Below are 14,490 nucleotides of genomic sequence, written 5' to 3'. Positions count from 1 at the left end.
TCCGGACAAAAACACAAGCTATATTTATGAGCGAAGAAAGCAATAATAAGGTACCAGATAACCGCAATCAAAATGAGGGCAGGAAATCACGTCGTGATTTCCTTAAAAACGTTGGCCTGTTTGGTGCTGCCACGGCTGCAGGTGCAGGTGCCATCTATTCCGGTTACAAATACGAGCAGAACAAAGGATCCTCTGAAATGGTCCGGGTATTGACTGAAGACAACCGATTGGTGATGATTCCCCGCGACCAGATACAAACAGTCACTCTGGATCAGGATGCGCTTCAGAAACGGGGTCGCGAAGGTCTGGAAGGACACCGGTGGGTAATGGTGATTGATCTGGCCAAATGCCGCAATGCCCGAAAATGCGTAGATGCGTGTCAGAGCGCCCATCACCTGCGGCCCCACGAATACCACATCACCACACTGGTGATGAAAGACGCCCCCAATACGGCTCCTTACTTTATGCCCAAACCCTGTCAGCATTGCGACAATCCGCCCTGCGTTTCTGTCTGTCCGGTTAATGCCACCTTTAAAAGACAGGATGGCATTGTGTTGATCGACAATGAGCGCTGCATTGGTTGTCGCTTTTGTATTTCGGCCTGTCCCTATTCGGCCCGCATGTTCCACTGGCAGGAACCGGTCATGGCCGACACCTATGAGGAGGAGCAACCCGATTACGATGTGGAGTTGAACGTTCCGCAAAGAAAGGGAACCATTTCAAAGTGCCTGTTCAGTGCCGATTTGGTGCGGGTGGGACAATTGCCCTATTGCGTGACGGCCTGCCCCAATGGCGTGTTCTATTTTGGCGACGAAAATCAGGATGCGGTGACCAATGGCACCACCAAAGAAACGGTGCGTCTCAGTCAGCTCTTAAAACAAAACGCCGGCTACCGGCTGATGCCCGAACTGGGCACCAAGCCACGCGTGTATTACCTGCCACCTAAAAACCGGTTGTTTGATGCACCGGATGAAGACATGACCGGAACACAAATCCAGGAAACCGTTTAATTCTGACTGACCATGTATAAGTACACTGATACATCTATTACAGATAACCCAAAGCTCGATAAGATTGCCAAAGATCTGTTACAACCGGTAGGATTAAATATAAGGTTCCATATTTGGATGGGACTGCTAACGCTCGGCCTGATGGCTTGTTTATATGCTTACTGGATTCAGTTGAACGAAGGTTTAATCGTAACCGGATTACGCGACCATGTAAGCTGGGGCATGTATCTGGCCAACTTCGTTTTCTTCGTCGCCGCCAGTCTCATTGGCATGCTGATTAGTGGCATCCTTGGTCTGCTGGGCCAGGAGTGGATCAAGCCCATCGCGCGCATCGCTGAAATTATCGCCGTGGCCTTTGCTGCCGTAGCCGGCATGGTCATTGTTTCAGATATGGGACGTCCCGATCGCCTGCCCTATGTATTTATGTACGGCCGAATTCAATCGCCCATTCTTTGGGATGTCACCGTGGTAACCACCTACATGGTCATCAGTCTGCTGCTCTGGTTCATTCCCATGATTCCGGACATGGCCATTGCCAAGTCACGAATGGACCATTGCCCCAAATGGCTGAGTTTTGTTTACAATATACTCTCCTTAAAATGGACGCACCATCCGGAACAATACAAAATCTTATTTAAGGCCACCAGAATACTTTTTATTCTGGTAGTACCAACTGCCTTCGCCATACATACCGTGACCTCGTGGCTCTTCGCTGTGAACCCCCGGGCAGGCTGGGACAGCACCATTTTTGGCCCCTACTTCCTCACAGGCGCCTTTGTGGCCGGCTCAGCAGGATTGATCATGGCCATGTACTTCTTCCGAAACAACTACCGATTGAAAGCCTACATTACCACCGAACATTTTAACAAGATGGGTAAACTATTGTTTTTAACCGGGCTCATCTATCTCTATTTCAACATCAACGAATACATTGTGCCGGGTTACAAGCTAAAAACGGCCGACGCCATTCACCTGAAGGAACTCTTAACCGGACACTTTGCACCCCTCTTTTGGTCGGTACAAATTGGCGGTTTAATCATCCCCTTGATTTTGCTGCTGTTTAAGCGCTTCAGGCAACCGGGTATATTGACCATCATCGCCGTTTTTGTGTTTATTGCTTCCTGGTTCAAGCGCTACCTCATTGTAGTACCCACCATGGAGCACCCCTATTTACCCAAGCAGTTTTTGCCACAGGAATGGATGCTCTATCAGCCCACTCTCATAGAAACAGCCATTACCATAGCGCCCTTTATTCTGGTGCTGATGATTATCACCGTATTGTCCAAACTTTTTCCCGTGGTGCCCATCTGGGAAATGGCCGAACTTGGCGAACAGCATGAAGCGCATGAAACCCATCCCATAGATGAAAGTTCCCTGAGCGATGAAACCGATATCAAATCCCATTCCGATGAATAGATTTTCTCTTTTTAAACACGCGCCTATGAGATGGTCTCTCCACCTGATACTGCCCTTCCTCACGTTTAACTTCCTCCAGCTTAACGGACAGGAAAACTGGGAGGTTCCGGAAGAAAGACAAGGTCGCCTCAGTCCTTTTGAATTCAGCGACTCCATTCAACAGCAGGGCTCCATTCACTATTCGGTCAACTGTGCTTCGTGCCACGGCACACCGGGACAGGGGAATTTTGAGCGACTGGATCCACTACCAGTGGATCCGGCCACGGCAGAGTTTCAGGAGAACACCGATGGCGAAATATTCTATAAGGTGAGCGAAGGCCGCGGCCTGATGCCTTCCTTTAAAAATGTATTGTCTGCTCAGGAAATATGGGAGGTGGTTGGATACCTGAGGACCTACAACGCCGATTATGTACAGGAGGTGAGGCCAACAGCTGAGCTGTCGGCCTACGGCGGCACGGTAGAGTTGCTCATGGCCCATCTGACCGACCAAAACAAAATTCAGGTAGTGGCCAAAGGCACCCGCCATGGAGAAACCCAGCCCATTGAAGCCGCTGAAGTAGCCCTTCGCGTCAAGCGGTATTTTGGGGATTTGCAGTTGGACGAAACAAAGTTCACCAACCCTCAGGGCATTGTGGAGTTTGATGCGCCTCAGGAACTGCCTGGCGACGAAAGTGGCCATCTTGAATTGACCGCCCATCTGGTCAATCAGGAAATGTTTGGTATCACCCAGGTGGACACCACTCTGGCAGTCGGCCAGGCCTTTGTGCCCGTCAGTTTAACCCGTGACCGTGCCATGTGGAACGTGGTTCAAAAAGCCCCCATCTGGTTATTGTTGGCCTATACCTTATCGGTACTTATTGCCTGGGGAATTATTTTTTACATCCTCTTTCAAATCAAGAAAATATTTGACATAGGTGCTGAATTGGAATCCAAATCTTAAAACACTAAAAACAAAAGCTATGAATAATTTCACAACACTGGGGCGTATTCTTTTTGCCATTCCTTTTGGTTTGTTTGGTATCAATCATTTGTTTTTGTACGACTGGTATGTCGGTAATTTCACCTCCTTTCTGCCCATAGGCCCCTTTTCTGTCATCACAACAGGCATCATCATGATATTGGTCAGTATCAGCATCATTACCAAAAAATACATCACCCTTTCTACACAGGTTTTGGCCGTCATGCTCTTCATCTTCATTGCTGCCATTCATGTACCACACCTGATAAACGGTGAAGACACCACCATGGTAACCATTACCCTTTTAAAGGACATTTCCCTGATTGGTGGCTCACTCATGATTTCAGGCATGTGCTCTAGAGAAGACAACCAAAACACAACCACCAAAAATTAATCTTTTTCCCATGAAGCATTTAGTATTAACCTTTGGACTACTCTCAATTTTGGCTTTCAGTCGGGCCCAGGCCCCCACGGAAGATCAGATTGAAATTGGCGTTTATGAAAAACTGGGAGAAACCATTCCCCTGGATCTCACCTTTATTAATGAAGATGAACAGGAGGTAACACTGGGGTCATTGATTGACAAGCCCACCGTTCTCTCCTTTGTCTATTTTGATTGTCCCGGCATGTGCAGTCCTTTGCTCGACGGCATTTCTGATGTAGTCAGTAAAATGGACATGGAGCTGGGTAAAGATTACCAGGTCATCACCATCAGCTTCAACACCAAGGACACCCCGGAAAAAGCCCGTACCAAGAAGGTGAATTTTGTCCAGAACATCAGTCAGGACCACCGGGAACACTGGATTTACCTGACGGGCGAAGAGGAAAACATCAAAGCCATTACCAACGCAGTTGGTTTTAAATACAAACCCATGGGCTTTGATTTTGCGCATCCTTCCATCATTACCCTGCTGAGTCCCGAAGGAAAAATTACCCGGTACCTTTACGGCATTGAGTTTTTACCCTTTGACCTGAAGCTGGCCGTTATTGAGGCTCAGAAGGGACAAGCCATGCCAACCATCAACCGGGTTATCGACTTCTGCTTCGCCTACGATCCGGTTGAAAAAAGTTACGGGTTACAAGTCACTAAAATGGTGGGCATCCTCACCATCTTTATCGCGCTGGTTGTTTTCATTTCCTTACTCATCAAAGGACGGCGTAACAGAGCATCCAAAGCAGCTAAAAACGAATAACCAAGCAGAAAAAAACGAACAATTATGCGCAACGCAGAAAAATACACCCATGTAAGCTACCTGGAGCATGAGGGAAAATACAAAGGCATCTGGTCGTGGCTCCTTTCTACCGACCATAAAAAAATCGGACTCCTTTACCTTTATTCCATCGCCTTCTTTTTTGTAGTAGCCGCCATTCTGGGACTCTTGCTGAGGCTGGAACTCATTGCCCCCGGTCCCACCATCATGGATGCCCAAATGTACAATGGCGTTTTTACGCTGCATGGCATCATCATGGTCTTTATTGTTGTGATACCCGGTCTGGGTGCCGTATTCGGCAACTTTTTTCTACCCATCATGATTGGGGCCAAGGATGTGGCCTTTCCCAGATTGAACTTGCTATCGTGGTACATCTTCATCATTGGTGCACTGTTGGGCGTCGCCTCACAATTTGCCGGTGACGGACCACCGGATACGGGATGGACCTTTTATGTTCCTTACAGTGCGGAATCGGCCACCAATGTTATTTTTGCCCTAACGGCCGCCTTCGTTTTAGGATTTTCTTCCATTTTGACCGGTATCAACTTTATTGTGACCATTCACCGCATGCGGGCACCGGGAATGGGTTGGTTTAAAATGCCCCTCTTTCCATGGTCACTATATGCTACTGCATGGATTCAGGTACTGGCCACGCCCATCGTGGGCATTACCCTGCTCATGGTTATTGCCGAGCGAACGCTCAACATCGGCTTTTTTGATCCGGCACTGGGTGGCGACCCCCTGTTGTTTCAACACCTGTTCTGGATCTATTCGCACCCGGCGGTCTATATCATGATATTACCGGCCATGGGCGTGGTAACGGAAATCTTTCCCACCTTCAGTCAAAAACCGGTTTTTGGTTACGGTGCCATCGTGATCTCCAGTCTGGCCATCGCCTTTGTCGGCTATTTTGTCTGGGGCCACCACATGTTTACCACCGGTATCAGCTACTGGTCAAGATGGTTTTTCTCCTTCCTGACCTTTATTGTGGCCATCCCCAGTGCCATCAAGGTTTTTAACTGGATTTCGACCATGTACGGAGGCTCTATTGACCTGAAACCACCTTTGCTGTATGCCATTTCGTTTATTTTCCTGTTCATGATTGGCGGCTTTACCGGACTAACCCTGGGCGCCTTGGCGACCAATGTGCATCTCCATGACACGTCTTTTGTGGTGGCGCATTTCCATTATATCATTTTCGGGGGTATGGGCTTTGCCTTTTTCGCGGGCATCCATTACTGGTATCCCAAAATGTACGGCCGTATGTACAACATCAAACTGGCCAATATTGCCTGGGGCGTCTTGTTTACCGGCTTCAATCTGCTGTATTTCCCACTGTTTATCATTGGGTTACAAGGCATGCCCCGTCGGTACTTCGATTACCTGCCCCAGTTTCATGCCGGCCATTTCATATCCACCATTGGGGCCATCATCCTCGTCATTGGTATTTTTATGATGATGTACAATCTGATTTATTATCGCCACAGAGGACCTGTAGCACCTTCCAATCCATGGAAGGGTGTTACCCTGGAGTGGCAGATTGAATCGCCCCCGACCCATGAAAATTTTGATGTCATTCCGGAGATTAAGAATCCACCCTATCTGTTTAAAAAAGAGCCTCAAACCTGATAATTATGACAAACTCTAGTAGCCATGCACATCCTGTGGACAATGAAGCCGGAAAACTGGGGATGTGGTTATTCCTTTTTACCGAATTCTTTTTGTTTGGGGGATTGTTCTTAGTATATGCCGTTTTCAGAGCCAAATTCAGCGATGGATTTCATACCGGGGCCAACGATTTGAATGCCATGATAGGCACCATTAACACCGTGGTGCTGCTGGTAAGTAGTATGACGGTGGCCATGGCTATCACCGCCATCCAAAAAGGCAGCAATCAAAAGGCCATTCTTTTCTTAGTAGCCACCATTTTACTGGCCCTGGTATTTATGATCAACAAATATTTTGAATGGGCCCATAAGATTGAGCTACATCTTTTTCCAGGCTCAGAAGCACTGCAGACTTTGGAACGAGGAGAGCTCCTGTTTTTCAGTCTCTACTACATGATGACGGGCTTGCATGCTTTGCATGTGATAATTGGCTTAACCTTATTGATTATTTGCATTTTTCAGATAAAAGCAGGTAATACCCACAAAGGACAATATCTTTTACTCGAGAACAGCGGCCTTTATTGGCATTTAGTGGATCTCATCTGGATTTTCCTTTTCCCGCTGCTCTATTTACTGACCTAAAAAACATGACATGGACGAACACAAACCACATATATCAAGCTATTTGTCGCATGCCAGGGTACTAACAGCCCTGCTCTTCCTAACCCTCATTACGGTTTTGCTGACCTGGATAGATCTGGGCGTCTTTACCATAGCTGTAACACTTTTGGTAGCATCAGTAAAGGCAACCATTGTACTGACCTGGTTCATGCACCTGAAATTTGAAAGTGCATTCACCAGATGGATAGTGATCGGGACATTTGCCCTGTTTGTTCTGATACTGATCGTGACATTTGTCGATTACTTCTTTAGATAACCTTATAAATAAGAAGATATGTTTGGAGGTGCTTCCAATTTAGCTGAAGGCGTAGATAATGCTTTTATTTTTATATTCGCTATTTCCTTCTTTTTCATCATCGGCCTGACGGCTTAATGGTTTATATTGTCATCCGCTTTCGCAGAAGCAAGAACAAAGAAGCCATGCAGTTTTCAGGTAGCAATAAACTGGAAATAATATGGACCGTGATTCCTTTTATTCTGGTATTGCTCATGTTCTATTACGGATGGGTGGGCTTTGCGCCTATGCGGCAGGTTCCGGACGATGCCATGCGCATCAAAACCATAGGAAGAATGTGGGAGTGGGAATTTGACTATGGCAACGGCAAACTGGCCAAAGAACTGGTCATTCCCGTTGATCAACCCATACGCCTGGATTTGGAATCGGAAGACGTCAATCACAGTCTCTTCATCCCCGCCTTCCGGGTTAAGGAAGATGTGGTGCCGGGGTACGACAACTGGTTGTGGTTTACCCCCATTTACACCGGAGAATATGAAATCATGTGCACCGAGTACTGCGGTCTGTTGCATTATGACATGGTGACGAAGGTTCGCGTGGTTGAACGGGAGGTGTTCGACGACTGGCTGGAGAATTTAGAGGCCACGGGCCTGATTCCGGATCCGCCGGGCTTGGCCGTCATGAAACAGAACGGCTGCATGGCTTGTCACTCACTCGACGGCACCGAACTGGTAGGCCCTTCCTTCAAAGGACTCTACAATACTGAAAAAGTGGTACTAATTGGCAATCAGGAAGAGACTGTTGTGGCCGACGAAGATTATATTCAGCGGGCCATTTATCAGCCCAACGAGGAAATTGTCAAGGGCTATGCTCGCGGCTTAATGAATTCTTACGAAGATTTAATCTCGCAGGAAGAAATAACTTCCATTGTTGAATACCTGAAAACGCTCAATGAAGAGTAGCTGGTTAATACCTGCGGCACTGATCCGTGTGCGTCTGTCCCTCATGGTCACCTTCTCCGCTTTGATCGGTTTTTTAATTGCACCGAATCAGAGCTGGAGGGATGCTTTATTGCTGATATCAGGGGTATTCTTTTTGGCCTGTGGCACCTCTGCCCTCAACCAAATTCAGGAGAGAGGCAGAGACCGCTTAATGGAACGTACCAAAAAGCGGCCACTGGTAACAGGGCACATCTCTCTGCAAGCTGCCGGATTAATGGTCATATCGATGCTGACGGCCGGCAGTCTGGCACTCGCCTTAATTGGCTGGACACCTTTGCTTTTAGGCATCGCCAACATTTTCTTTTACAATGCACTTTATACCCCTTTGAAGCCCCGCACACCGCTGGCCATTTTACCCGGAGCCCTGGTGGGTGCCATTCCACCCGTTATGGGATGGACGGCGGCTGGAGGTGCACTCTTTCACCCCACCATCCTTTACATCGCCGCCTTCATGTTTTTGTGGCAGTTGCCCCATTTCTGGTTGCTTTTGGTGGCCCACGCCAAAGATTATGAGAGAGCAGGATTCAAGGGCTTCCCCAAATTTTTGAACCCGCAACACATTCGTTTCATCATTTTTTCATGGACCCTGATCTCCTCCCTCTTCCTCTTCTCTTTTCCCCTTTTTGGCATCCACTTTCTATGGTCGCAAGTATGGCTGCTCACGTTTATCAATGTCAGCTTCATTGCCCTGTTCTACTTCCTGCTCTTCCACAAAGCCCTCAGCCCTTATAACAAAAAAGCCTTTATCGTCCTAAACTCCTACGCCCTCACCATCCTCCTCCTCTTTGTCTGGATGTTTCAGTGATAAAAAGTTGTCCACGAATTTTCACGAATCAAAGATTGTTTTTGCTTTTATAAACAACAATTAATTTCTTTAGTCGGTATCGTGCGTAAGCCCGTCAGGAAAAAGTATAACCAAGAGCCTTGTGCGGCTTGAGCACAATACAATATATTTAATTCAAAGATTGTATCTTTGCCAGCAAACAAAAAAGATACAACAATGCCCATTGATATAAGCAAAATCCCTTCGCCCTGCTATGTGCTGGACGAGCACTTATTTCGCAACAATCTGAGTTTGATCAAATCTGTGAAGGAGCGCGCCGGGGTTGAAATCATCATGCTTTTAAGGCCTTTAGCATGTGGTCGGCCTTCCCCATTGTGCGGGAATACATCCCCCACTCCACGGCCAGTTCCATACACGAGGCACGTCTGGCTTGGGAAGAAATGGGCAGTCTGGCCCACACCTATTCACCCGCCTATACCGAAAAGGATTTTGCCACTATTCTGCAATACAGCAGTCACGTTACCTTCAACTCTTTTTCACAGTTTGAACGCTTTCTGCCCGCAGTCAACCAATTCGAACGCCAGGTATCCCTGGGCATACGCATCAATCCGGAATACAGTGAAGTAGATACCGACCTGTACAATCCCTGTGCGCCGGGCTCGCGCATGGGGGTCATTGCCGACCAGATGCCGGATATCCTACCACCGGAAATTGAGGGCATCCACTTTCATACCTTGTGTGAGTCCACCTCCTTCAACCTGGAAAAAACCCTCGAAGCCATTGAGCAGAAGTTTGGCTCGTACCTGAAGCAAGTCAAGTGGTTCAACATGGGCGGTGGCCACCTGATGACGCGCAAAGGTTATGACGTGGAGCACCTCATTGAATTGCTGAAGCGCTTCAAAGCCAAGTGGGATCTGGAAATCATTCTGGAACCCGGCAGTGCCTTTGCCTGGGAAACGGGCGTACTCGTGTCCGAGGTCGTTGATTTGGTGGAGAACCATGGCATACACACGGCCATACTGGATGTATCGTTCACGGGCCACATGCCCGACTGCCTCGAAATGCCCTACAAACCGCGTATTCGTGGTGCCCACCACGAGCCGGTGAAGGGACTGCCCACTTACCGCATGGGGGGCAACAGTTGTCTCTCAGGTGACTTTATCGGCTACTGGTCCTTCGAACAGCCCCTGAAGGTGGGCGACAAGATCGTTTTTGAAGACATGATTCATTACACGATGGTCAAGACCACCATGTTTAACGGTGTTCCGCATCCGGCCATTGGGATTTGGAACGATGCGAGCGGGCTGAATGTTGTGCGGGAGTTTGGGTATCAGGACTACAAAAACCGAATGAGTTAACAACTACCCTGAACGAGGTTTATGACTTCGGCAAAGCGGTAGTTCTCCAGGGCCGCATAGCCGGGGATGGAGGAGGCCTTGACGGAGGAGAAAAACGGGGTGTGAATACCGCATAAAAAGCGGGTTTCTAGCACCGGGGAAACCTTGTCGGCCGCTACAGCGGCCCTTAAACCGGCCAGGTATCCATCCACCTTTTCTTTGGAAAGAATTTCCAGCGGAAGCGTCTTTTCCAGTCGGGCCGCCCCGCCCTGACAAACGGAGCAATGGCCACATTGCGCCCAGTCGATACTTTCCCCAAAATAGGAAGACAGGGAGGCGGACAGACACTGGTCGCTGCTGAAAAAAGCCAGCATATCGTTGATGCGTTTCACCTCTGCCTCTTCTTTCATCGTGAATCGCTCATACACCTCATCCGTCACTTTGTCAATATCAAACCCGCTTTCCAATACCTCATACACCTCTGTCATTTGTTTGGTCTCCAGCTGAATAAACCCCTGCTCATTCAAATAGTCCAGAGCGGCCACAATGCGCTGTCGGTCGGTATTATAATTGGCCACAATGTTGTCAAAATGGACCGTGGTCCACGTCCGGGCCTTTTCCGAAAATTGAAAGATGGCCTTTAAAAACACCTGTCGCTCCCCTTTGAACCGGGCCAGAATCTGATCCGTTTCCATGACCTGCTTAAAGCGATAACTGGCAAAATAGCTGTAAAGCGGCTTAATAACACCGTCCATTTCCAGATAGACCAGCAATGTTTTCAAGGGCAATTGACGAATATTAACCGAATTGGACAGTTTGACGGATTGTACCTCCCAGTGTTTTTCGGCCCGCTGAACCGACTCCAATACTTTTTGTATGGAAGCACGCTCCGGGGTGTCGCCATAAACGAAATTCTCCAAAACATTGACTCCGTCCAGATTGCCCAGCAAGGTGCAGTGGGAGACCATGCCATCGCGACCGGCACGACCAATTTCCTGACTGTAGCCTTCAATGGATTTGGGCAGATCGTAATGTACCACATGCCGGATATCCGGCTTATCGATGCCCATGCCAAAGGCGATGGTGGCTACGATGACCGGAATCTGCCCAAACATGAAGCCATTCTGAATGGCTTCGCGATCGGCATGGTTCATACCGGCATGGTAGGCGGCCGCGACTAATCCGGCATCCCGCAGATAGGCAGCCACCTCTTCGGCCGTTTTCTGAAGGGTGACATACACAATGGTGGACTCCTCCTTGGTGGGACCAAGTAATTCGGCCAGTGCAGCTTTTTTGGAAGCTTCTGCAACCGGGAGCACCGCCAAATGCAGATTCGCACGGTAGAAACCGGTCAACACCACATCGTCTTTCAGAATGTCGAAACGCCGGCACATGTCCTCAATGACAAGTGGAGTGGCCGTGGCGGTCAACAACAAAACCTGCGAAATATTAAAAGCGGTTCGGTATTCCGGTAACTTCAGGTAATCGGGCCGAAAATTATGGCCCCACTCAGAAATACAATGCGCCTCATCTACTACCAGCAGGGAGACTTCAATGCCCGATAAAAAGCGCCGAAAGGTCTCGTTCTTAAAGCGCTCCACCGAAACCATCAAGACCTTGGTTTTACCCTGTCGCACATCCTCACGAATGGCCATGACCTGCTGGTGACTGAGGGTCGAATCAATACGGGCAGCCGGAATCCCCTGCCCCTCCATCGCCTCCAACTGATCGCTGATTAAGGCTAAAAGGGGAGAAACCACCAGGGTCAAATGGGGCAAATGCATCGCTGCCAGTTGATAAATCAAGGATTTACCAGAGCCGGTCGGAAAAATAGCCGCCGAAGACCTTCCCGCCAACAAGGTATTAATGGCCTGCTCCTGACCGGGACGAAATGAACGATGACTAAAATATTTTTGAAGACTCTGATGAATGTCTGACATGCTTTATATTTAAAAAGTTGATCAAATTTCACTAAGACAAAGTTCAGTTATTAGAAAATATAACTTAACAAGGCAAAAGCGGCTTATGGTAAAGATTAAGATTGAAGAAAATTGTTGACTACTGTCTTTATTTCAAGTTTAATCGCTTCCCAATTATGAGTAATAAGCATTACCGGGAATTCATCTTGTTCAGCATCCTCAAAATAGACAAGGCTTTTTAAAACTATAAATTCATTTCCATCCGAATATTTTTGTTGATAGAAAACAAGCATTTGCTGGAGACTAAAATGCTTCAACAGGAAAAACATATCGATAAAATCTTTTCTTGTACCCCTACCTGTAATGGCACTCAATTTCATAGCAGCAATGTCTTCCAGACTTGCTAAAACAAGGTCATTACTACTAATTGGTTGGAATAACCAAGGATAGATATAATTTACTATAATTTGCAGAGCCAACGAAGTACCTCCAACCAACCGGAGATTTTTAAAAGCAGGTTGCCCCTGTAACTGTTTTAAAAGTTCCAGTGTTGAGGAGTCAATTGTCTGGTAGTATAACATGCAAAGTCTTCAATAGGAGTATTACTTAAATTTGCGACAAAGCCGGCAGACTTTATATCTAAATCTCTTAGCTTTTTTGATACTTGAGTAATTTCATGGATACCATAAATCTGAACTATTAGCTTCCAATCAGATATGAGTCCATAGTCAAGGACTCTATGAATAATGATCTTTTTACTATTATTTATGTCCAGTTTACTTTTGTCTATATCCCAAAACAGGTGATCAGACAATGAATGGATGTATAAATTATCATTTATACTGTTGAGCATATAGGATCAATTTAGAAAAGTGTTATTCTCGCTCTTTCATTACCATGTAAATTTAGACAATTTTTGTAGATGAATAACCCTGAGCCCTTACTTTTCAAAAAAACGACAACTTGGCTGAGGACTTAAAACAACTCCTCATAATAAGCCAGTTCAGCCCGATCATGTACCCCCTTGTCTCCCAAAGCCAGATTCTGGCTTAAATCATCAAAGAAACCACGGACGGCAGCTCCCATGGGTTTGGAGCCACAAACGTAAACGGCGGTGCCCGACTGCACCCACTGTGCCACATCTTTCCGGTTAATGCGCAGCAAATCCTGCACATATTGCGGTGGATCATTCCTTGAAAAGGCCACATCCATGCGGTGAATAGACCCTTTCTCAAGCAAGGCCTTCCATTCGTCACGATAGAGGTAATCCGTTTCGATGTTGCGGTCGCCATACAGCAGCCATATTTTTACGGGGTTGAGTTGCGCGGCATTGTGACGGATAAAGGCTCTAAAGGGGGCGATACCAACGCCGGCGGCTACAAGAATAATGGCAGGATGGTCATGGCCCAGGCGGAAAGATTCTGAAGGCAGATGAATGAACTCAAGTTCGTCGCCGGGTCGCAATAAGTGATTGAGACAGGGAGAACAGAGGCCCTTTTCATGGGTTTTCACCGTGAGGTGAAAACCGTTGGTCACTTCCAGCGGACTGGAAGCAATGGAATAATAGCGGGGCGTACGGCCCTGCTGGTCGCGCCCATTTGGGAAACCTGATGGTATAAACCCTACCGAATCACCAGGCAAATAAGGAAACAAGTCACTTTCGAATTCCAAATGAAAGACTTCCTTGCTGGAATCGGGTTGATTCAAACGAAATTGCCTGGTTAATCGTGCCTTATAGCGCCTGGTCTGTGAAACCAGAGAAACTTCTTCAGCTACTGAACCGCTTAAAACACCCGCCACCTCTTTGATCCATCGGGCTGCAGGCATTTCAAATTCTTCATCGCAATCTACCCGCGGCACCAAAGCCCTGGCCCCTAGCCGCATCATCACCGCATCAATGTACCTGCCCGTCTCACAGAAATTTTCATAATAACTGTCGCCCAGCGCACAGACTGAATACTGTAAACCGGAGAGTTCTGGCACCTTTGACAATTCTGTCACAAAGCGCATGGCTCCGGCGGGCGGTTCTCCGTCACCATGCGTACTCACCACCATTAAAACGCAGCGCTCCTGAACCAGATCCGCTGCCCTGAAACGCTTCATATTAAGAACACGATGGCTCACCCCTTTGAGGTCGAGCAACTTTGCCAGTTGTCTGGCCACATATTTTGAATGGCCCGAATGGGTGCCAAAAAGAATGGTTACTTCGGCTAAGGCAGGCCTCTTTTTATAAAGTGAAAACATGAGAGAAAACTTAATTGTTAGCCCGCAAAAATAAAGGACAAAAAAGTCTGATACAATCACCACTTTTGGTGATTTTGCGTTTTAAGG

15 protein-coding genes are annotated in these 14,490 nt (G+C 47.5%); 11 read left to right on the top strand and 4 right to left on the bottom strand.

The genetic code is table 11. The annotated features are described in order from the left end of the window. Window positions 1–26 precede the first annotated feature (26 nt). The 11 genes from JCM15548_RS12840 to nspC all read left to right on the top strand — a co-directional run bounded on the left by JCM15548_RS12840 (window position 27) and on the right by nspC (window position 10,261). Complete coding sequence (locus JCM15548_RS12840) at window positions 27–1,010, top strand: 4Fe-4S dicluster domain-containing protein (protein WP_062126034.1); 984 nt, start codon at window positions 27–29, stop codon at window positions 1,008–1,010. A gap of 12 nt (window positions 1,011–1,022) precedes the next feature. After that, window positions 1,023–2,426, top strand: coding sequence for an NrfD/PsrC family molybdoenzyme membrane anchor subunit (gene nrfD / locus JCM15548_RS12835; RefSeq protein ID WP_227625787.1), 1,404 nt, complete (start codon window positions 1,023–1,025; stop codon window positions 2,424–2,426). Window positions 2,427–2,451: 25 nt separating this feature from the next. Further along, on the top strand, window positions 2,452–3,366 hold the full coding sequence (locus tag JCM15548_RS12830; RefSeq protein WP_062126031.1) for a c-type cytochrome: 915 nt from the start codon (window positions 2,452–2,454) through the stop codon (window positions 3,364–3,366). A 19-nt stretch (window positions 3,367–3,385) separates the two neighbouring features. Continuing rightward, window positions 3,386–3,778 (top strand): DoxX family protein, encoded by a 393-nt coding sequence (locus JCM15548_RS12825; protein ID WP_062126028.1) that lies wholly within the window; start codon window positions 3,386–3,388, stop codon window positions 3,776–3,778. 10 nt (window positions 3,779–3,788) lie between these two features. Continuing rightward, window positions 3,789–4,577, top strand: a complete 789-nt coding sequence (locus tag JCM15548_RS12820; RefSeq protein WP_062126025.1) for an SCO family protein — start codon at window positions 3,789–3,791, stop codon at window positions 4,575–4,577. 24 nt (window positions 4,578–4,601) lie between these two features. Next, complete coding sequence (locus JCM15548_RS12815) at window positions 4,602–6,224, top strand: cytochrome c oxidase subunit I (protein ID WP_062126022.1); 1,623 nt, start codon at window positions 4,602–4,604, stop codon at window positions 6,222–6,224. A gap of 5 nt (window positions 6,225–6,229) precedes the next feature. Next, entirely contained in the window at window positions 6,230–6,844 is a 615-nt protein-coding gene (locus JCM15548_RS12810; protein ID WP_062126019.1) for a cytochrome c oxidase subunit 3, read from the top strand. Window positions 6,845–6,854: 10 nt separating this feature from the next. Continuing rightward, window positions 6,855–7,139 (top strand): cytochrome C oxidase subunit IV family protein, encoded by a 285-nt coding sequence (locus JCM15548_RS12805; RefSeq protein WP_062126016.1) that lies wholly within the window; start codon window positions 6,855–6,857, stop codon window positions 7,137–7,139. 116 nt (window positions 7,140–7,255) lie between these two features. After that, entirely contained in the window at window positions 7,256–8,080 is an 825-nt protein-coding gene (gene coxB / locus JCM15548_RS12800) for a cytochrome c oxidase subunit II (protein ID WP_062126013.1), read from the top strand. Beyond that, entirely contained in the window at window positions 8,070–8,924 is an 855-nt protein-coding gene (locus tag JCM15548_RS12795) for a protoheme IX farnesyltransferase (protein ID WP_062126010.1), read from the top strand. Before coxB ends, JCM15548_RS12795 begins: the two co-directional genes overlap by 11 nt. 332 nt (window positions 8,925–9,256) lie before the next feature. Then, window positions 9,257–10,261, top strand: coding sequence for a carboxynorspermidine decarboxylase (gene nspC / locus JCM15548_RS12790; protein ID WP_227625785.1), 1,005 nt, complete (start codon window positions 9,257–9,259; stop codon window positions 10,259–10,261). Here the strand turns inward: nspC and JCM15548_RS12785 are convergent. The 4 genes from JCM15548_RS12785 to JCM15548_RS12770 all read right to left on the bottom strand — a co-directional run bounded on the left by JCM15548_RS12785 (window position 10,258) and on the right by JCM15548_RS12770 (window position 14,403). Then, the gene (locus tag JCM15548_RS12785) at window positions 10,258–12,180 is read right to left on the bottom strand and encodes a RecQ family ATP-dependent DNA helicase (protein WP_227625784.1); all 1,923 of its coding nucleotides are present in this window, start codon (window positions 12,178–12,180) and stop codon (window positions 10,258–10,260) included. The genes nspC and JCM15548_RS12785 overlap by 4 nt on opposite strands. A gap of 95 nt (window positions 12,181–12,275) precedes the next feature. After that, entirely contained in the window at window positions 12,276–12,740 is a 465-nt protein-coding gene (locus JCM15548_RS12780) for a nucleotidyl transferase AbiEii/AbiGii toxin family protein (protein WP_083985131.1), read from the bottom strand. Beyond that, on the bottom strand, window positions 12,695–13,012 hold the full coding sequence (locus JCM15548_RS26630) for a DUF6922 domain-containing protein (protein ID WP_062126004.1): 318 nt from the start codon (window positions 13,010–13,012) through the stop codon (window positions 12,695–12,697). Before JCM15548_RS26630 ends, JCM15548_RS12780 begins: the two co-directional genes overlap by 46 nt. Window positions 13,013–13,134: 122 nt before the next feature. Next, window positions 13,135–14,403, bottom strand: a complete 1,269-nt coding sequence (locus JCM15548_RS12770) for a flavodoxin domain-containing protein (protein WP_062126001.1) — start codon at window positions 14,401–14,403, stop codon at window positions 13,135–13,137. Between the last annotated feature and the right edge of the window lie 87 nt (window positions 14,404–14,490).

Source organism: Geofilum rubicundum JCM 15548 (genome assembly GCF_000974365.1).
GTDB lineage: Bacteria > Bacteroidota > Bacteroidia > Bacteroidales > Marinilabiliaceae > Geofilum > Geofilum rubicundum.
The sequence above is the reverse complement of the archived record's forward strand: the minus strand, read 5'-3'. Positions and strand labels throughout refer to the sequence as shown.

Bases quoted from the DNA above. Each gene is read 5' to 3' on its own strand.
- coxB (WP_062126013.1), top strand. From the start codon at position 7,256: ATGGTTTATATTGTCATCCGCTTTCGCAGAAGCAAGAACAAAGAAGCC.
- JCM15548_RS12810 (WP_062126019.1), top strand. From the start codon at position 6,230: ATGACAAACTCTAGTAGCCATGCACATCCTGTGGACAATGAAGCCGGA.
- nrfD (WP_227625787.1), top strand. From the start codon at position 1,023: ATGTATAAGTACACTGATACATCTATTACAGATAACCCAAAGCTCGAT.
- JCM15548_RS12830 (WP_062126031.1), top strand. From the start codon at position 2,452: ATGAGATGGTCTCTCCACCTGATACTGCCCTTCCTCACGTTTAACTTC.
- JCM15548_RS12795 (WP_062126010.1), top strand. From the start codon at position 8,070: ATGAAGAGTAGCTGGTTAATACCTGCGGCACTGATCCGTGTGCGTCTG.
- JCM15548_RS12825 (WP_062126028.1), top strand. From the start codon at position 3,386: ATGAATAATTTCACAACACTGGGGCGTATTCTTTTTGCCATTCCTTTT.
- nspC (WP_227625785.1), top strand. From the start codon at position 9,257: ATGTGGTCGGCCTTCCCCATTGTGCGGGAATACATCCCCCACTCCACG.
- JCM15548_RS12840 (WP_062126034.1), top strand. From the start codon at position 27: ATGAGCGAAGAAAGCAATAATAAGGTACCAGATAACCGCAATCAAAAT.
- JCM15548_RS12805 (WP_062126016.1), top strand. From the start codon at position 6,855: ATGGACGAACACAAACCACATATATCAAGCTATTTGTCGCATGCCAGG.
- JCM15548_RS26630 (WP_062126004.1), bottom strand. From the start codon at position 13,012: ATGCTCAACAGTATAAATGATAATTTATACATCCATTCATTGTCTGAT.
- JCM15548_RS12770 (WP_062126001.1), bottom strand. From the start codon at position 14,403: ATGTTTTCACTTTATAAAAAGAGGCCTGCCTTAGCCGAAGTAACCATT.
- JCM15548_RS12785 (WP_227625784.1), bottom strand. From the start codon at position 12,180: ATGTCAGACATTCATCAGAGTCTTCAAAAATATTTTAGTCATCGTTCA.
- JCM15548_RS12780 (WP_083985131.1), bottom strand. From the start codon at position 12,740: ATGTTATACTACCAGACAATTGACTCCTCAACACTGGAACTTTTAAAA.
- JCM15548_RS12815 (WP_062126022.1), top strand. From the start codon at position 4,602: ATGCGCAACGCAGAAAAATACACCCATGTAAGCTACCTGGAGCATGAG.
- JCM15548_RS12820 (WP_062126025.1), top strand. From the start codon at position 3,789: ATGAAGCATTTAGTATTAACCTTTGGACTACTCTCAATTTTGGCTTTC.